This is a genomic window from Kitasatospora sp. NPDC029312, assembly GCF_055569215.1.
Genome location: NZ_JBVHXY010000012.1, coordinates 59,746 through 77,208 on the forward strand (window position 1 = coordinate 59,746; position 17,463 = coordinate 77,208).

The 17,463-nt window shown below is 69.6% G+C and carries 19 protein-coding genes; 7 read left to right on the top strand and 12 right to left on the bottom strand.

All coding sequences use genetic code 11. The features are described from left to right. Positions 1-61 precede the first annotated feature (61 nt). From ACZ4WV_RS12800 to ACZ4WV_RS12810, 3 genes are read right to left on the bottom strand one after another with little or no spacing between them, the layout of a single operon-like run. Entirely contained in the window at positions 62-373 is a 312-nt protein-coding gene (locus ACZ4WV_RS12800) for a TfoX/Sxy family protein (protein ID WP_465745737.1), read from the bottom strand. Further along, on the bottom strand, positions 370-717 hold the full coding sequence (locus tag ACZ4WV_RS12805; RefSeq protein ID WP_465745739.1) for a nuclear transport factor 2 family protein: 348 nt from the start codon (positions 715-717) through the stop codon (positions 370-372). The genes ACZ4WV_RS12800 and ACZ4WV_RS12805 overlap by 4 nt, the downstream gene beginning before the upstream one ends. Continuing rightward, positions 714-1,310 (bottom strand): TetR/AcrR family transcriptional regulator, encoded by a 597-nt coding sequence (locus ACZ4WV_RS12810; protein WP_465745741.1) that lies wholly within the window; start codon positions 1,308-1,310, stop codon positions 714-716. Before ACZ4WV_RS12810 ends, ACZ4WV_RS12805 begins: the two co-directional genes overlap by 4 nt. A 424-nt stretch (positions 1,311-1,734) precedes the next feature. Here ACZ4WV_RS12810 and ACZ4WV_RS12815 point away from each other — a divergent pair, with 424 nt between their 5' ends. Further along, positions 1,735-1,875, top strand: a complete 141-nt coding sequence (locus ACZ4WV_RS12815; protein WP_465745743.1) for a hypothetical protein — start codon at positions 1,735-1,737, stop codon at positions 1,873-1,875. Positions 1,876-2,027: 152 nt separating this feature from the next. Here the strand turns inward: ACZ4WV_RS12815 and ACZ4WV_RS12820 are convergent, their stop codons facing one another. Continuing rightward, entirely contained in the window at positions 2,028-2,576 is a 549-nt protein-coding gene (locus ACZ4WV_RS12820) for a GNAT family N-acetyltransferase (RefSeq protein ID WP_465745745.1), read from the bottom strand. 480 nt (positions 2,577-3,056) lie between these two features. Between ACZ4WV_RS12820 and ACZ4WV_RS12825 the strand changes: the two genes are divergently transcribed. Continuing rightward, the gene (locus ACZ4WV_RS12825) at positions 3,057-3,572 is read left to right on the top strand and encodes a VOC family protein (protein WP_465745746.1); all 516 of its coding nucleotides are present in this window, start codon (positions 3,057-3,059) and stop codon (positions 3,570-3,572) included. 465 nt (positions 3,573-4,037) lie between these two features. Here the strand turns inward: ACZ4WV_RS12825 and ACZ4WV_RS12830 are convergent, their stop codons facing one another. The 3 genes from ACZ4WV_RS12830 to ACZ4WV_RS12840 all read right to left on the bottom strand — a co-directional run bounded on the left by ACZ4WV_RS12830 (position 4,038) and on the right by ACZ4WV_RS12840 (position 6,300). After that, positions 4,038-4,859: a cytochrome c oxidase assembly protein gene (locus ACZ4WV_RS12830; protein WP_465745748.1), complete on the bottom strand. Its 822-nt coding sequence runs from the start codon at positions 4,857-4,859 to the stop codon at positions 4,038-4,040. An 11-nt stretch (positions 4,860-4,870) separates the two neighbouring features. Further along, positions 4,871-5,434 carry a DUF2243 domain-containing protein gene (locus ACZ4WV_RS12835; RefSeq protein ID WP_465745750.1) on the bottom strand — a complete coding sequence of 188 codons (564 nt, stop codon included), beginning with the start codon at positions 5,432-5,434 and terminating at the stop codon, positions 4,871-4,873. 152 nt (positions 5,435-5,586) lie between these two features. Continuing rightward, the gene (locus ACZ4WV_RS12840) at positions 5,587-6,300 is read right to left on the bottom strand and encodes a TetR/AcrR family transcriptional regulator (RefSeq protein ID WP_465745752.1); all 714 of its coding nucleotides are present in this window, start codon (positions 6,298-6,300) and stop codon (positions 5,587-5,589) included. Between the two features lie 88 nt (positions 6,301-6,388). Here ACZ4WV_RS12840 and ACZ4WV_RS12845 point away from each other — a divergent pair, with 88 nt between their 5' ends. Together ACZ4WV_RS12845 and ACZ4WV_RS12850 are read left to right on the top strand one after the other, a co-directional pair. Continuing rightward, positions 6,389-7,366: an NAD(P)-dependent alcohol dehydrogenase gene (locus tag ACZ4WV_RS12845; protein WP_465745754.1), complete on the top strand. Its 978-nt coding sequence runs from the start codon at positions 6,389-6,391 to the stop codon at positions 7,364-7,366. Between the two features lie 337 nt (positions 7,367-7,703). Continuing rightward, positions 7,704-8,786 (top strand): alpha/beta hydrolase, encoded by a 1,083-nt coding sequence (locus ACZ4WV_RS12850; RefSeq protein ID WP_465745756.1) that lies wholly within the window; start codon positions 7,704-7,706, stop codon positions 8,784-8,786. A gap of 101 nt (positions 8,787-8,887) precedes the next feature. Here the strand turns inward: ACZ4WV_RS12850 and ACZ4WV_RS12855 are convergent, their stop codons facing one another. After that, entirely contained in the window at positions 8,888-9,160 is a 273-nt protein-coding gene (locus ACZ4WV_RS12855) for a hypothetical protein (RefSeq protein ID WP_465745758.1), read from the bottom strand. A gap of 823 nt (positions 9,161-9,983) precedes the next feature. Beyond that, positions 9,984-11,057, bottom strand: a complete 1,074-nt coding sequence (locus ACZ4WV_RS12860) for a hypothetical protein (RefSeq protein ID WP_465745760.1) — start codon at positions 11,055-11,057, stop codon at positions 9,984-9,986. 501 nt (positions 11,058-11,558) lie between these two features. Between ACZ4WV_RS12860 and ACZ4WV_RS12865 the strand changes: the two genes are divergently transcribed. After that, complete coding sequence (locus tag ACZ4WV_RS12865) at positions 11,559-11,873, top strand: hypothetical protein (protein WP_465745762.1); 315 nt, start codon at positions 11,559-11,561, stop codon at positions 11,871-11,873. A 39-nt stretch (positions 11,874-11,912) separates the two neighbouring features. Here the strand turns inward: ACZ4WV_RS12865 and ACZ4WV_RS12870 are convergent, their stop codons facing one another. After that, positions 11,913-12,176: a hypothetical protein gene (locus ACZ4WV_RS12870; protein ID WP_465745764.1), complete on the bottom strand. Its 264-nt coding sequence runs from the start codon at positions 12,174-12,176 to the stop codon at positions 11,913-11,915. A 269-nt stretch (positions 12,177-12,445) separates the two neighbouring features. On the opposite strand from ACZ4WV_RS12870, the gene ctaD reads away from it, so the two are divergent. Next, positions 12,446-14,185, top strand: a complete 1,740-nt coding sequence (gene ctaD, locus ACZ4WV_RS12875) for an aa3-type cytochrome oxidase subunit I (RefSeq protein ID WP_465745766.1) — start codon at positions 12,446-12,448, stop codon at positions 14,183-14,185. Beyond that, positions 14,178-14,570, top strand: a complete 393-nt coding sequence (locus tag ACZ4WV_RS12880; RefSeq protein ID WP_465745768.1) for a hypothetical protein — start codon at positions 14,178-14,180, stop codon at positions 14,568-14,570. Before ctaD ends, ACZ4WV_RS12880 begins: the two co-directional genes overlap by 8 nt. Positions 14,571-15,371: 801 nt before the next feature. Here ACZ4WV_RS12880 and ACZ4WV_RS12885 read toward each other — a convergent pair. Then, positions 15,372-16,394, bottom strand: a complete 1,023-nt coding sequence (locus tag ACZ4WV_RS12885) for an Rv2578c family radical SAM protein (RefSeq protein ID WP_465745770.1) — start codon at positions 16,392-16,394, stop codon at positions 15,372-15,374. 60 nt (positions 16,395-16,454) lie between these two features. Next, positions 16,455-17,423, bottom strand: coding sequence for a helix-turn-helix transcriptional regulator (locus ACZ4WV_RS12890; RefSeq protein ID WP_465745772.1), 969 nt, complete (start codon positions 17,421-17,423; stop codon positions 16,455-16,457). Positions 17,424-17,463 lie beyond the last annotated feature (40 nt).

Genomic DNA, 17,463 nt, shown 5'->3' on the forward strand with positions numbered 1-17,463 from the left:
CGACCGAATGTCGGCGTTTCGACCGGTGTCGTGCCGTCGCCCGGCGGTTGGGGATTGCTGGTCAGGCGAGTGCCGTGCGGGCCAGGGCGCACAGTTCGGCGCGGTCGTCGATCACTTCCGTCGGGACGCTGTAGTAGGTGCGCACCACTATCTCGCGGCCTGCGGCGTGGTAGGTGAACGGTGTGGCCCCGGCCTTCTCGTAGGAGGGGCGGGCCGAGCCGTCGACGCGGAGATAGAGGGTGTCCATCACGATCGCGAACTGGATGGCGTGGCTGCGCAGTGCCCAGCCGCCGAAGTAGCGGTGGACGGTGACCTCGCCGAGCGGCGCCAGCTGATCTGCCAGGTGCTCGGCGAGGCTGCGGGATCCGCTCACGCGGGCAGGAAGAACCCGGTGATGTCGGCGAGCCGGCCGTCGCGGTGGAGCGCGGTGCTCACGCCCGCCATGGCGGGCTCGCCCTGCTCGCCGAGCTGGGTCCACCGTGCGAGCGACCGGTCGTGGTGCTCGAGTACCTCGTCGATGTGGAACCGGTGGCCAGGGAAGGCCCCGGCGAAACCGGCCATGTAGGTGGCCAGCTCGGTCAGCCCGCCGACCTCCGTGCCCGGGTCCCGGTAGGCGACGTCTTCGACCGCGACCGCACCGAGTGCGGCAAGCCGCTCGCCAGGGTCGGCCGACCAGCACGCGGCATAGTCCGTCCAGAGCTGCTGTGAGTCACTCATCGCTGTCCCTCTTTCTCGGAGCCGATCGACGCCATCGCGCCGTCGGTGATCGTGTGCAGTTTCGTGACGGGGGTGCCGGCCCGGACCAGCACCAGCAGGCCCTGATAGAGCGCCAGCAGATGGGCTGCCGAAACCTCGACGTCCAGATCCGCGGACAGCAGGCCCAGGGTGCGGGCGCGCGTCAGTGCTTGGGTGAAGCCGGACTCGATCGTCTCCAGCCCTCGGCGAACCGCGTCGGCGGCCTGCGGAACGGTGAAGGACTCCACGGCGGTGTTGGTGAGCAGACATCCCGGATCGGGATCGAGGCCGGTCTCGAACGTCGAGGTGAAGAACGACCGGATGCCTGCCACAGGGTCCGCCGGTTCGAGGAGATGGGCCCGGACGCGGCCCTGCACCACCTGGTCGTTGTAGGCGTCCAGTGCCGCGCAGAACAGGCCGTCCTTGCTCTGGAAGACCCGGTACAGGCTGCCGGGGTGCAGCCCGGTCGCCTCCTCGATGTCCCGCAGTGAGGCCCCGAGGTAGCCGCGGCGACGGAACAGCCGCATGGCGGAGGCCAGTACCTCCGCCCGATCCCAGAGCTGCTTGCGTCCCACCGACACTCCCATAGTTGAACGATCGATCACAAAAATAGCATGCCGGCCCGCCCTGCCGCTCCCATGGCTCCGCCAGACCCTGCACCAACCGATCCACGAGGATCGCAGTCCCCGGCAATCGGGACTGAGCACGCGACCTTTCCTGGGGCACACCGACCCGCACGTTCGCGGTGAAACACCTTCAGAAACAACGAACTTGCGGCGGAGTCGCTGACACCGGCTGGGAGCCGACCCGGACGTACGAGCATCTCGACCGGCTCGAGCGCGACGTCGCCCAGCCCGCCGGGATCCCCCTCCTGCGCGCGTGTAGGCCACCCCGAACGAGGGCAGCAGCCGTTATCTGCGCAATCACTTCCCCCTGCTCGACCTATCCAGCCCCACCGACGCCGGCCGTGGCTGGTCCCGCGCCAACTCCCAGCGCGACATGTGCAACCACGGCTGGGAGAGCACCACGAAGTCCGCGCGCATCGGCTGCCCGTTCCACGACGCCGCCGCCTGGTGGGAGCTGCCCGACTACCACCGCGCTGAGTGGGCCGACGCCCACATGCTCAACCCGCCCGCGTAGCGCCGCTGCGGCACTCGAGGCGGTGCACGGCGTCGACCTCGACCCCCTACGCCGCGCTCCTGACCCGGCTGCGCCTGGTGGTGTGTGACTGAGCGTTCCACTCGGCGGATGTGCACTTGATTCGGCGGGGCTGGTGGCGGGGGGTGAGACTGTCAGTCGCCGGGTCGCGGCCGGTCGATGAGGTAGAGGTAGTGGGTCCGGTCATCGGCCGGGTTGTCCGGCTCCAGGTCTCCGACCCCGACCCGGTGCAACCCAGCCCGCTCAAGCGTTCGCCATGAAGCGCGGTTGGCTGCCACCACTGGGACGAGAATGCACGGGGCGGCCGGGTGTTCGGCCCAGGTTCGCACGATGGCGGAGTGGATCATCGCCGTCCCGATGCCCTGGCCGGTCTGGCGGGGATCGCCGATCAGGTAGTCGATGGTCATCGCGCCATCAGGTACAGGGACGATGGACGCCAGCTCGGCCAGGTACTCGGGGTAGTCCCGCAGCCGTGAGCGCTGTACCAGACCGACCGGAAGGCCATCGAGGAATGCGAGGAGATCCTCCGAGGGCTCCTCGCCCCGGGCAGCGGGGCCGAAGTCGCGCGACACCGCCTCCGCCGTTGTCTCGTGATTCCACCAACGCTTCACGTGGCGCTGCTGCAGCCACGTCCGCAGCAGCGGGAAGTCCCGCTCGTCGATCCGACGCCACGTGATCACCATAAGCCCGCTCCCGGAATACTCCGCCGCGCCTGCGCACTTCCCTAGGAGGCTACGTGCGGCGCCGGCAAGTCCCAAGGCCCCCGCCAACCCAAGCGCTTCATCCGCCAAGTGGAGTGCTCAGTCACATGGTGATGGCCTCGGCAATCCTGCGCGCCGACGGAGGACGCCGGGGACGGGCCGTGCCCAGGCCGTGCGAGGCCGCTCCGCAACTCGGGGCCGGACAGGACGTCAGAGCGCCGTAGTGCCTCGGCAGAGGCTGTTTGTGAACAATGCGCGACAAGACAAGGAGGCATTTCGACAGGGTGTTTGGTGTTTGGGAGCCCTCTCGACATGTGGATCACGACCCACTACTGAGCCGTTCAGGTGGGTGACGTGACGGCGTGCCCGTGATCGGCAGAAGAAAACTGAGCCAGCCCGATCGGGTGACATGAGGCCGGTGTTGGCGCGGGCGTCTCGGACCGTGGGGAGCAGGCGGATAGGTTGAGCAGCGACTACTGGAAAAGTGATGCCGACGAGGCCAGATCGCCGGCCGCCGCAGTCCACTCGCAGCAGGGGAGCGCCACCATCAGCATGGACGTTCTCTTCGTCACGAGCGTGGCGGTGGTCGTCGCCGACCCGCCGCAGAGCCGCAAGCTTTTCATCGAAGCTCTCGGTCTCCCCCTGGAGGGGGAAGGCAACGGCTACTACTCGAGCGGGAACATCCCTGGCAGCAAGCACTTCGGCCTGTGGCCGCTCTCGCAGGCAGCCGAGGCATGCTTCGGCATGGCTCAGTGGCCTGCCGACCGGGTGGTCCCGCAGGCATCGATCGAGTTCGAGGTGGCGAACGCGGAAGCCGTCGCAGCCGCCGGTGCCGAGCTTCAGCGCGCGGGCTTCGAGCTGGTGCACCAAGCCCGCACCGAGCCGTGGGGGCAGACCGTGGCCAGACTTCTCACGATGGACGGCTTGATCGTCGGCATCTCCTACGTCCCCTCATTGCACGACGACCAGCCAGCCTGAAGGGGCCGTCCGTGATCCCTGCCGTCCTGGACGGGCCGGGCCCGGCCGGGCCGTCCAGGGTCCCGCCGGGGGCGAGGTAGGCGAGGAGGCGCCGGTACGAGCGGTTCCAGTCCGGCTCCAGGCGCCACAGCTCATCCAGCGCGTCCAGCTTGGCCGGCTGGGCGGGGGTGAGGAATCTACGATTTCCGCGACAAGACCGTCGGGCACAACAGCAGTGGAGCGAGGAAGACACGCATCAAGGTCGTCGTACGCCACGGCAGGGTCGTCACCGCATACCCGTATTGACAGCAACCCGCAGGTCACCATGGGACTGGATGTCTTCTGGCATTCGGAACGCCCCGATCCGACCCGATGGGAATCACTGCAGAAGACCAACCCGACACCGGCTGAGAACCCCTCAAAGCCAGGGAGAACACGGCCCGTGCGGCCAACGACCCGGGCCCGACACCCGACATGACCTGCGAATCATCCCGAGATCGCTTCGCGAGCGGTGACGGAAGGGCGGGTGGCCGGGCGCCGGGGCTCGGGGCGCCAGGTGGCGATCAACGCGGCGGCCAGGAGCAGTTCGGCGATGTCGCCGCCGTAGTACATGATCTCGGCGCCCGTCTGGACCTGGGGGACGGGGGCGTGGATGTCGACCCAGAATCCGCCGTACATCAGCTGCGAGATGACCGCATGGGCCGCGATGGCGACGCCGAGGTAGACCAGCCGTGCGCGTACGCCGGACCGGGAGGGGGCGGGATCGGGGCCGGCGATGACGTGGGCGAACAGGTACCCGGACAGCAGGAAGTGGGTGTGCAGCAGCCAGTGCGCTGCCGGGGTGCTCATCGTCGCGTTGTAGAGGGGGGTGAAGTAGAGGATCGCGAGGCTGCCCGTGGACAACGTCAGTGCGACCGCGGGGTGGGTGAGGACGCGGGCGGGCGGGCTGTGCAGCACCGCGGTCAGCTGCCTTCCCCGGGCTGCGGGCAGGGTGCGCAGCAGGAGGGTGACGGGGGCGGCCAGGACGAGCGCGAGCGGTGCGTACATGCCGATGAGCATGTGCTGGGCCATGTGGCCGCAGAAGTTCTCATGAGCGAAGGGCGCCAGGGGCGGCAGCAGGGCGGCGCCGAGCAGGGCGGTGCCGGTCAGGAAGCTGGTCGTCCGCAACCTGCTCCAGCCCAGGGCTGGGTTGCGGCGGCGGGCCCGGCGAGCGAGGAGCAGGTAGGCGCCGATGGAGGCCAGCAGGACGAGTGCGGGCGGCAGCCACTCCAGGATGCTGCTGCCCGCGTCGTGCCCGCGAGTGGGCATGTCATGGTCCATCAGGCGCGCCGACCCTCACTCCGCCCGGCCGGGGTGCCCGGGTCGAAGGTCTGGCCGCCGCGTTGGAGCAGGTACCCGCCGATCAGGAGCAGGCCGCCCAGGATGAGGAAGCCGGCGTCCCACCAAGCCTGGTAGGGGCCGTCGTGGACGTGGTGGATGCCCAGGATCTGGTGGTCCAGGAGTCCCTCCGCCAGGTTGAACAGCCCCCAGCCGGCGAGGATCCATCCCCACAGGACCCGCGAGGTCCACACCGCCCGCCGATTGTGCGTGACGCGGGAGTACAGGATGGCAAGGCCCGTAAGGACGGCGATCCAGCACACCGCGTGGAAGATGCCGTCCCACACGGTGTTCATCTCCAGTCCGGAAACCGTGTGGGGGTTGTAGTACTTCACCCCGATGCGGTCGTGGTTGGTGCTGCTGAGCATGTGGTGCCACTGCAGCAGCTGGTGCAGCAGGATGCCGTCGACGAACCCGCCCATCCCCACGCCGAGCACGATGCCCGGGAACCGGATGCTCGCCGGCTGTGCCATGCCGGCCCTGGCCTCGCCCATCGTGGTGGCCATCACCCGTCTCCGCTCCTGGTGCTGGGACTTCGCTGCCTCAGCCGCAGGTTCCCCTCTCTGCCGCACCCATGCTCGTGTGAGCCCTCCATCCGGCCCAACCGCAGCCGCGGCCTGGGATAACGCCATGGCGTCCTTCCGGTGGAAGCAGCCCGTCATGTCTCGTTCGACGGCGTACCGGGGCCGGGCGCGGGTTGGGCCGTTGCGAGTGCCCGCTCGAGCCCGTCGAGGATCAGGTCGAGCCCGAATACGAACTCGTCGCCGTAGTCGTAGCCGGGGCGGAGCACATGCCCGACCGTCAGCTCGGCCAGGTGCGGGTACTGGTCGGCCGGGGCCTGCGCCAGGATGGCCTGCGCGAGTTCAGCGGTGTCGGCGGGAGTGTCGAACGGCAGGCCGCGCTCCTGCAGGGCGAACCCGTAGATGTAGCTGTCGAGTGCCGAGTACGCGTGTGCGGTGAGCGCGAGGGAGAAGCCGGCCGCGCGGAGGCAGCCGAGGACGGCATCGTGGTGGCGCAGCGTCGCCGGACCGGGCGAGGCCCGCGATTCCATCAGCCCGATCGCCCAGCGGTGGCGGGAGAGTGTCGCGCGGACCGACATCGCCCGCCGGCGCATCGCCGTCTTCCAGCCGTCCTCGCCGGACGGCAGGTCGATCTCGCTGAACAGGATGTCGACCATGCCGTCGAGCAGGTCGTCCTTGTTGGCCACGTGGGTGTACAGCGACATGGCCTCGACTCCGACCGCCTGGCCGAGCTTTCGCATGGTGAGCGACTCCAGTCCACTCTCGTCGGCCAGGGCGACCGCGGCGCGTAGCACTCGGCCGCGAGTGAGCGGCACACGGCGCGCCCGGGCGCGCGAGGCGGGCGGGGTCATCTGGAGTCCTTCCGTCGTCGATCTTGACAACCTTACGCCGTAAGGACAACCTTACGGCGTAAGGGTCGGCTGCACCGAAGGAGAACACATGAGATCGATCGTCCAGGACCGGTACGGGCCGCAGCCCGAGGACGTCCTCCGGCTCGCGGAGACCGCCATGCCCACGATCGGGCGCGACGAGGTCCTGGTGCGGGTGGGGGCGGCCAGCGTGGACCGGGGCACCTGGCACCTGATGGCCGGCCTGCCCTATCCCATCCGGATGGCGGGCTTCGGCGTCCGCCGTCCGAAGAGCGCCAACCCCGGTCGCTGCCTGGCCGGCACGGTCGAGACGATCGGCGCGGAGGTGACCGGGGTCGAGCCGGGTGACGAGGTCTTCGGTGTCTGCGCCGGCTCGTTCGCCGAGTACGCGAGCGTCAGGGCGGACAAGCTCGCAGCGAAGCCGGCGAACCTCACCCTCGGCGAGGCGGCCGCCGTGCCCGTCTCCGGACTGACCGCCCTTCAGGCCGTGCGCGATCAAGGCCGGGTCCGCGCCGGGCAGAAGGTGCTGGTCGTCGGCGCGTCGGGGGGCGTCGGCACCTTCGCCGTGCAGATCGCCAAGGCGTACGGAGCCGAGGTGACGGCCGTGTGCAGCACCTCGAAGCTCGACACGGTCCGCGCGATCGGCGCCGACCACGCGATCGACTACTCCCGGGCGGACTTCGCCGACGGCCGCGAGCGCCACGACGTCATTCTCGACATCGGCGGCACCCGCCGGCTGTCGGATCTGCGCCGTGCCCTCACCCCCACCGGCCGGCTCGTCATCGTGGGAGGCGAGACCGGGGGACGGTGGCTCGGCGGCATCGACCGCCAGCTGCGGGCGCACCTGCTCTCGCCGTTCGTCGGCCAGACACTCGGCACCTTCGTCGCCTCCGAGAACGCCGCAGACCTCACGGCCCTCGGCGGCCTCATCGAGTCCGGCAAGATCACACCCGTCGTCGACCGGACCTTTCCGCTCGACGGGGTCGCCGCAGCCGTCCGCCACCTGATGGACGGGCGGACCTGCGGCAAGCTCGTGATCACCGTCTGAAGCGCCCCCGACCGCCGACGGCCCCCACCATCAGCCGGAGCGGGCCACCCCGCAGCACACCGACGTCAGCGAACGCACCGCCGACGACCGCAGGCTCACGAAGCCCATGCACGAGAAATGCATCCTGCCCCGTGCGTGCTCCGTACCGACTCCGGACCACGGCCGAAGCGGGCCGGGCGGGCGGCCGGTTTCGGCGGGAGTCGCCTCTTGCGCCGGCCGATGGAAGGCAGACTGGAGGCAGGACCCGAACGGTGGTGACGCGACCCATGGGATTGACCAGTCACACACTCCTCGCACTCTCGGCGATGACGGCGGTGCTGTCAGTGCTCGGAACGCTGTGGATCTGGCCCCGCCTCGCCTACCGGAGCTGGCCCGCCGTGTTCGGCCGACTCGCCACCGTCGTGACCACCCGGTACTGCTGCTCTGCACGCTCGGTCTGCTGGCGAACGACTACTTCGTGTTCTACAGCAGCTGGGCCGACCTCCTGGGCCACGACCGCGGACCTGCCACCATCCAGGGCTCCGGCCCATCTCCCGCCACGGGCGGCACCAACGCCGCCACCGCGGCAGCCGGCCTCCAAGTGCTCGGCCATGAGGACGTGCCTTCCACCGGCGGTCTGCGTCAGGACCCGGCCCAGGTCGGCAGGCTCGACCGGGTCCGGATCCAGGGCCGCTCCACCGGCCTGTCCACCGACGGGTACGTCTACCTTCCGCCGCAGTACTTCCAGGACGCGTCCAAGGACAAGCACTTCCCAGCTGTCGTCGTCATGACCGGCTTCCCCGGCGATGCCAAGAATCTGATCACCAAGCTCCGCTACCCGGCGATCGAACTGCAGCTGATCAAGAGCGGTGCCATGCAACCCACCATCCAGGTGCTGATGAGGCCCTCGCCATCGATGCCCCAGGACAGCGAGTGCGAGGACGTTCCCGCAGGCCCGCAAGCGCAGACATACTTCACCACGGACGTGACCCAGGACATCAGAGCGGCCTACCGGGTCCTCTCCGGTCCCGGCAGCCTCGGGGTGATGGGCGACTCCACCGGCGGGTACTGCGCACTCAAACTCGGCATGGAGCACCCCGACGTGTTCTCCGCCGCCGTGTCACTGTCCGGCTACTTCAAGGCAGCCGAGGACCTCACCACCGGCGACCTGTTCGCGGGCAGCCAGCAGCGCCGCGACCAGGCCGACCTCAACTGGCGCCTGGCCCACCTTCCCGCGCCGCCCGTCGCCGTTCTGCTCGCCGACAGCAAGGAGGACGGCAGCACCTACGCCGACTCGCGCGCGTTCGCCGCCACCGCGCGCCCTCCGATGACCGTCGCCCAGGTGACCGTCGACACCGGGGGCCACAACTTCACCACCTGGGTCCGGCTGCTGCCCCCCTCCCTCAGCTGGCTCGGCACCCACCTCGCCGCCCCCGCGTGAGCCGGCCCTGGCCATACGGCCGTTTCGGGGTTTGAGAGCTGCGTTTTCGCTGGTCAGGCGAGAGGGATCGGTGGCTTCGGGCGTGGTGACAGGCCGAACCGTCACTCCGGTGGAGAGCCCGTCGGCCGCGCAGGGCCGGGGCGGGCGCCGTAGACGGGGTCGAAGCCCTCGGCGGCGACGTGCCGGCGAGCGGGTTCGGCCGCGTCCAGGACCTCGGCCGCCGTGAACTCCCCGCACGCCGCCAGCTCGCGCACCAGGACAACGGCCTGCGCCGGGTCACCGCGCCATAGCTCGGCGACCTTGTCACCGGCGCCACCCTCGCCGCGCTCGTCCGCCGGGCCTGCTCCCGTTCCCGCGCGACCGCGGTCGGCCACCGGGCCTCGCCCTCGGCGGCTGCCTCCAGAAGAGGGCCGGCCGATATTGCCCGGCGTGCCGCCGCCGGTAACTGACGGTCCGTCAGTTAGGTTACTGACGACGGCAGCGAGTGTGAGGCCGTATGCGTGGTACCTCACGGACGCGGATGCGGACCCCCGAGGAAAACTCCTTCGCGTGTGAGGCCGCCATGCATGGGCGGAGGCAAGAGGTGCGCGGTAGCGCCCTGGCACCCCCGGCCGAAATTGAAGGTTGGATCATGCGTAGCTGCTTGAGCCATAACTTCTGCGGCCCACGACGCATGCATAAGGGCAATAATTTCATTCAACCTCCTCACTTACAGGAGTCCAAAATGCTTCTTGGTGCCGCTGTAACCGCTCTGTTGAAGTCCCTCGGCATTCTTCTCGGCACCGTCATCGCGATCCTTTAACGTCAGCCAATCCTGACCAATCGCGTTTCCGCGGACGAGTGTGTTCGCGTAAGGGATTGGCGGGCCTCCTTCTTGTGGGGCTTACTTCCCCGACAGTCAGCGCGTCGCCGGGGTCGGACCTCTTGCGGGAGCCCGCGTGCCGGTCGCGGTACCGGGCAGCGGCCATCGAGTGGAACACCTGCCGCCGCCGCTTCGCCGCCCCCAGAGTGGCAGCACCCACGAGGTCTCGACCGAGTGAAGGACAGGCCAGCCTGTGGGGCGGCGGGCAAACGGCCCCTCAAGCGGCCGGCGGTGCTGCCCCCTCTTCTGCGGATGGGGAGACCTGAGCCGAAGCAGCTGACGCCGCACCATCCGTGGGGCCGGCCCGGGCCGGGCGGGAGCCAGGGTGCCTGCGACTACGGCGCGTCTGGTGCATTCCAGCCGGTCGCCGAGAATTGGATCGAGGCGGGGCTGGAGGTGACCGAGACGACTTTGACCAGGACGACCGCCTTCGGGAGGGTCGTGAGCTCGCAGTACTCGTTGCCGGGGCGCAGCTCGGTCAGGTTGACGTCGAGGGTGTTCTTCGGCGAAGCGGCGGCGGCGTCTTCACACGCCTTGACGTCGGGCTGGCCGTTGACGGGTGCGGTGTGACCGTCGAAGCGGATCTTGGCGGGGGATCCGATACAGCCCGAGAAGAAGCTCAGGTCCGACGTCTGGCCGTAGAACACCCGTGGGCCGTCCGAGGTCGAGAGATTGGCTGAGGCCGGGACGCAGCCGCCGCCGGTCGCCTTCTTGTCGCTGACCGTGAACGTCTGGTCGGTGTAGAGCGGGGCGCCGGCCTGCGCGTGCGTGGGATCCGGCTTCGGGACGGCCCACGTGGTGAAGGACCAGTCGAGTTTCACCGGGTCGTTCGTGGACGCGTTCGTGAGCTGCATGAGGACGACCCGGCCGGCGTCCTTGTCGTCCTCGCAGAACTCGTCCCCCGCGGCCAGGGACCGCAGGCTCACCGCAGGGAGAATGGAGCCGTCCCGCTTCGCCTGCTCCACGGCCTTCTGGCAGCTCTCCTGAGTCTGTGTCCCGGAGACCTTCGTCACCCCCGAGTGGTCGAAGGTGATCTCCTGGGTCATGCCGGAGCAGGGCGGCGCCCAGCTGATCCCCGGCGGGCGGATGCTGCCTTCCTCATGCACCTCCCTGACAGCCAGCCTGGGCCCGGTGTCCTCGAGGGTGATGTTGATGACGGTGGGACAGCCCTGTTCAACGGCCCAGACGGCGCTGAGCGACGCGGGCTTCGCGGAGTACAGCAGGCCGGCCGCGGGCGAGGTCGACGCCGTGGCGGCAGTGGTGGCCTCCGTCTGCGGTGCGCTGGTGGCGGAGGGAGCGTTCTGGTCGCTCGAGGTGGACGGGCTGCTGCTGCAGCCGGCTGATGTGAGCAGAAGTACGGCGGCGCCGCACACAGAGGCGATGCCGCGATGCCGACGGGTGCTGATCATCGGTTCCCCCAAGTGCGCCGAGTGACAGCCTGGTGACTAACGCCCGCAAGCTACCAGCCGCGGTTTCCCCGGACAACGGTCTCTCGGACAACACCCTGACGCGGTGCCAGGTGCAGCAGCTCAACGGCGCCGTGGTCGGCTGTGGAGAACAGGGGGAGGCGGTCTTCGGCGTCGACGAACGTGCCATCGACCATGACGCCCCCGTCCGGACCGCCGATGCCCGTCCCGCTCGGTGGTGGCGATGCGGGGCCAAGCGGACCGGCCTCGCGGACCAGGCCGTCACCGAGGGCGGTGTCGAGGTCGGGATCGCCGAGGCCTTCGGGAGAGAGCGCGCTGGGCCGGATGTCCAGGACAAGGCGCGGCTCCGGCGGTGCGGCCGTGGTGTGCGTTCGACAGCGCGGCTCCGGAGCGGCCGCGGTCGCCGAATCTATGCAACGGGGTGTCAAACGGTCGCTACCTTCTGCGATATGAAAGAGATCACCACCGCGGCTGCCCCCCTCCATGCTGCAGGCCCGCCCTGCGGAGCCGCTGTCGGAGACACCGCTCCTCGGCAGGAAGCTGTGGTACGCGGCGTACGGGTCGCACATGCACGCGGACCGGCTTGCTCACTACATTGTCGGCGGCAGGCCGCCTGGCCGCGCCCGCACCTACCCGGGCTGCCGCGACCGCCGGCCGCCCGCACGGACGCTACCGGTGCTGCTGCCCGGCGCGCTGTACGTCGCCCTGGAGTCGAAGGTGTGGACTGGCGACATGGTGGTGTCATCCGCACAGCATGCCGCGCGAAGCCTGAAAAGCCGGGCCGAGGCGGCGCGGTGACACCTTCAGGTTCCCGGCGCACCGGGTGCCGGGAACCCGTCAGGGGGCCGTGGACAGGCGGGGGTCGTTCGCGTAGACCGGGTTCCCCTCGCGTTCGTACTGCGACAGCGCCAGGCCCATGCAGAAGAAGGTCGGCGCCCACTCCCCCACGAAGATCCCCCACCGGTCGGCGCGCTCCACGCCCGCCGCCTCCGCCTTCACCGACACCATCCACGAGACGACCGACAACCCGATCGACGCCATGCCCGCCAGGTAGGCATGCTCGGACTTCACACCCGCGTCATGCAGCTTCTTGATGATCATCACAGACCTCCAGGGGCGGTTTCGGCACCCGGTCATGACGCCTGCCCGATCATCCGCGTCTCACGCGGTGCGGCGCCGAGGTCTCGCCCGGACGGCAGGCGCGCCCGTCACGGTTCGCCGTTCGCATGCGCACCCCCCCCGGGCCGTCTCGCCGCTGGCGGGCCCGGCGGGCTGCTCCAGGGCGTCCAAGTCCGACACGCCGAGAGTGACCGAGCGTGTCGGTTCGGCTACTGGTAGGGATGGGCTGTCCGATTCGGAATGGAGCCCGCATGACCATCCTCACTGACGACGGCGTCCCGCCCGCCCCCAGCCCCAGCCCTCCCGCCGACGCACGGATCTGGGCCAGGCGGGGCAAGGTGATCGTGGACTGGCTGACGACGACCGATCACAAGAAGATCGGCAGCCTCTACCTGATCACATCGTTCGGATTCTTCCTCGCGGGCGGCGTGATGGCACTGCTGATCCGCGCCGAGCTGGCCCGGCCCGGCCTGCAGATCCTGTCGACCGAGCAGTACAACCAGCTGTTCACCATGCACGGCACCGTGATGCTGCTCATGTTCGCCACGCCGCTGTTCGCCGGCTTCACCAACTGGATCATGCCGCTGCAGATCGGCGCTCCGGACGTCGCCTTCCCCCGGCTGAACATGTTCGCCTACTGGCTCTACCTGTTCGGCTCCCTCATCGCCATGTCCGGCTTCCTCACCCCCAACGGGGCCGCCGACTTCGGCTGGTTCGCCTACACCCCCCTGTCGGACGGCATCCACAGTCCGTGGGTGGCCGGCGACATGTGGATCATGGGCCTGGCGTTCTCCGGCTTCGGCACCATCCTCGGCGCGGTCAACTTCATCACCACGATCATCTGCATGCGCGCACCGGGCATGACCATGTTCCGGATGTCCATCTTCACCTGGAACGTCCTGCTGACCTCGGTCCTGGTCCTGCTGGCCTTCCCCGTCCTGGCCGCCGCGCTGCTCGCCCTGGAGGCCGACCGCAAGTTCGGCGCCCACGTCTTCGACCCCGCCAACGGCGGCCCCATCCTGTGGCAGCACCTGTTCTGGTTCTTCGGCCACCCCGAGGTCTACATCATCGCGCTGCCGTTCTTCGGCATCATCACCGAAGTCATCCCGGTCTTCTCCCGCAAACCGGTGTTCGGCTACAGCGGCCTGATCGCCGCCACCATCGCCATCGCCGGCCTCTCGGTCACGGTCTGGGCGCACCACATGTTCGTCACCGGACGGGTGCTGCTGCCGTTCTTCTCGTTCATGACCTTCCTGATCGCGGTCCCGACCGGGGTCAAGTTCTTCAACTGGATCGGCACCATGTGGAAGGGCTCGCTGAGCTTCGAGACGCCGATGCTCTGGGCGGTGGGGTTCCTGGTGACCTTCCTCTTCGGCGGTCTGACCGGGATTCTGCTGGCCTCCCCGCCGATCGACTTCCACGTCTCGGACTCGTACTTCGTCGTCGCCCATTTCCACTACGTGGTCTTCGGCACCGTCGTCTTCGCGATGTTCGCCGGCTTCCACTTCTGGTGGCCCAAGTGGACCGGCAAGATGCTCGACGAGCGCCTCGGCCGCATGTGCTTCTGGACGCTGTTCATCGGCTTCCACACCACCTTCCTGGTGCAGCACTGGCTCGGCGCCCAGGGCATGCCCCGCCGCTACGCCGACTACCTCGCCTCCGACGGCTTCACCACCCTGAACACCCTCTCCAGCATCGGCTCCTTCCTCCTCGGCCTGTCGATCCTGCCGTTCCTCTACAACGTCTGGAAGACCGCCAAGTACGGCGAGCGCGTGGCCGAGGACGACCCGTGGGGCTACGGCCGCTCCCTGGAATGGGCCACCTCCTGCCCGCCGCCACGGCACAACTTCGTCACCCTGCCCCGCATCCGCTCCGAATCCCCCGCCTTCAACCTCCACCACCCCGAGATCCCCGACGAACTCCAGGACGCCGGCCGCCAGGGCGGCACCCTTGTCAGCAGCGACGACCGCGGACACTCCACCGATGGCTAACCCCCAACCCCAGCCCCGCCGCCCGCCACTGCCCGCTCCCACGACCACAGCACGTGACGAAGCCGACCAGGGCACACGAAAACTGGAGGGCTACCTGTACTGGCAGGCCGAAAAGGTGCGGGCCGCCCAGGCCGCCCGCACCTTCACCAGCCTGCTGCCCTGGCTCACCACCGCCCAAGCCGACGAAGTCGAACACCACTACATCCACACCGACCTGCAGAACACCCGCCGACACCTCGAACACCTACGCACCCACATCACCACCACCCGCGCCCAGTACGAAGCCCGCTACCACCAACTGCGCACCCGCTGCACCGCAACCGCACTCACCGCCACGGCCATCGCCCTCGCGAGTACCGCCTACACCCTCCTGCACACACGCTGACCACCAAGCAGAACCACCGATCCCGACCGGGGCGCATCCGCCCGAAGGCCGACCCACCAGACGGTGGCGGCCGGGCAGGCGGACGCCGCCAACGTCTGCGGTGGGGCGGTCGGCGAGTACACCGCTTCCCTCCTACTCGACCAGCCGTTCCCGTCAAGACACAGAAAGGTCCAGGCCCCTCTCGGCGAACCGGGACTGCTGGCGGCAGCGTGCCGGCGCGCCTTCGGGGTAAGCGGTGCACCTGACCGCAGCCGGATCGTTGGCAGACCACATGCCGAAGAACGCCGTTGAGCTGATCACCGCGGACCACCGCGAGGTGGAGAAACTGTTCGAGCGCTTGCGGGCGGCCGGCGAAGACCCGGTCGCCGTGCTTGACCGGGTCGGGGCCCTGCTGACGCCCACTCGCGGGCCGAGGAGAAGTGGGTGTACCCGGTCGTCACCAAGCAGGCGCCCGGGGAGAAGGCACAGGTGGCCCACGGCCAGGACGAGCACGAGCACGAGCAGGCGGAGCGCCTGATCGAGCGCCTGCAGGCCACCGATCCGGAGCCGAAGAAGTTTCGACGCCCTGGTCGCCGAACTCGTCGAGGCGGTCAATCACCATGTCGAGACCGAGGAGGCCGAGATCCTGCCCGCGCTGCGGGAGGCGGTGGATGAGGAGAGGCTGCGGGAACTCGGCGCAAAGTTCCAGGAGCGGCGCGAGGAGGCGCTCGCCGAGGCGCAGCGGGAGGCGGCCGAACGCGACGGGCCAGGACGGTACTCCCGTCAGGTGGGGCTCGGGGATGGCGGCGTGGGGCGGGTGGGTCATGGGCCTTCCAGGGTGAGCTGGGTGGGGGCTTTCCCGGTGCTGTGGGGCTTGGTGCGGCTGCCGGGTGGCTGGGCCGGCCGTAGGCCGTGGGCGTGGGCGAGTTCCTGCACCTGGTGGTGGATCCGGTCCTGGTACCACTGGGGGGCGTAGGCGCCGGCGGCGTAGAGCTGCTGGTAGCGGTGGACCAGGTGGGGGTGGTGCTGGTGGAGCCACTGGGTGAACCATTCGCGGGCGCCGGGGCGCAGGTTGAGCACCAGCGGGGTCACGGAGGTGGCGCCGGAGGCGGCGATCGCGGCCACGGTGGTGCGCAAGTGTTCGGGCTGGTCGGCGAGGAAGGGGATGACCGGGGCCATGACGACGCTGCACTCGAGGCCGTGGTCGGTGAGTGTGCGCACTGCCTCCAGGCGGCGTTGGGGGGCGGGGGTGCCGGGTTCGAGGGTGTGCCACAGGTCGGGGTCGGTGAAGCCGGCCGAGAAGGCGATCTCGACGTCGGTGACGGCGGCGGCCTGCTTGAGCAGGGGCAGATCGCGCAGGATCAGGGTGCTCTTGGTCAGGAGCGAGAAGGGGTTGGCGTGGTCGCGCAGTGCCGTGAGGATGCCGGGCATCAGGCGGTAGCGGCCCTCAGCGCGCTGGTAGCAGTCCACGGTGGTGCTCATGGCGATGTGCTCGCCCTGCCAGGCGGGCGCGGCAAGACGGCGGCGCAGCAGTTCGGGGGCGTTGGTCTTGACCACGATCTGGGTGTCGAAGCCGAGGCCGGCGTCGAGGTCGAGGTAGGTGTGCGTCTTGCGGGCGAAGCAGTACACGCAGGCGTGGGAGCAGCCCCGGTAGGGGGCGAGGGTCCACTGGAAGGGCATGCGGGAGCGGGAGGCGGCCGGGATGCGGTTGAGGATCGACTTGGCCCGTATCTCGTGGAAGGTGATCCCGCGGAAGTCCGGTGTGTCGAACGTGCGGGTGGTCACCGTCTCGGCGTCGAAGAGGGCCGGGTCGCCGGGGCGGGTGGTCAGGTGGTCCCAACGCACGGGGTTCTCCTTGGGGGATGGTGCGGTGACGGTGGGTCGTGACAGGCAGGCCGGGCGCGTTCAGGTGGCCGCGGCGCGCTCGGCCCGGCGGGCCAGGAGCTTCAGGTGGGCCCGTACGTCGGGGTCGGCGTCGAGGGTGTAGTCGGCGTCGATGGCGGTCAGGAAGGTCGCGATGCGGCGCAGGCTGTCGCCGGAGAGATCGACGGTGCAGCTGTGTTCGTCGAGGGGGGTGATGGCGCCGAGGATTTCGCCCCGGGTGCGGGCGCGCACGGTCGTGGCCGGTGCCTGGACGGTGGCGATGGCCCGGTAGCGCGCGGGGGCGCTCGCGATCCGGCTGATCACGAACGCCGCCGGATCGGCGGCCGGCAGCTCTCGTGGCGGGGTGCGGTGGCCGGTGGGGGCGGGGTCGGTGAGCCGGTCCAGGCGGTAGACGCGCCAGTCGGCGCGGTGGGTGTCGTAGGCGACGAGGTACCACAGGCCCACGGCGGTGACCAGGCTGTGCGGCTCGACCCGGCGAGGAGCCGTGGTGCCGTGGCGCGTGGCGTAGTCGAACGTGAGGATCTCGTGGTCCCGGCAGGCCGCCGCCGCCACCGCCAGCACCTCCGGGGCCACCGCGGCGCGCCGGTAGGGGTGGCGCACCGCGGTCACCGTCTCCTGCAGGGCGGCGACCCGGCCGCGCAGCCGGGCGGGCAGGATCTGTTCGAGTTTGGCCAGGGCCTGCAGGGCGGTGTCCTCCATGCCGGCCAGCCCGCCGGCGGTGGCGGTGCGCAGGGCGACGGCGACGGCGATCGCCTCGTCGTCACCGAGCAGCAGGGGCGGCAGGTCGATCCCCGAGGTCAGGCGGTAGCCGCCCGCATGACCGGGATCGGAGTCGACCGGATAGCCCATCTGGCGCAGCCGGTCGACGTCCCGGCGCACCGTGCGAACGGTGACCTGAAGGCGTTCGGCGAGTTCGGGGCCCTGCCAGGTGCGGCGTGTCTGGAGCAGGGAGAGCAGGCGCAGCAGGCGGGCGGGGGTGTCACTGGTCACGCCTCACACTCTGCCCGCGTTCCAGGACAGGTTCTGTCCT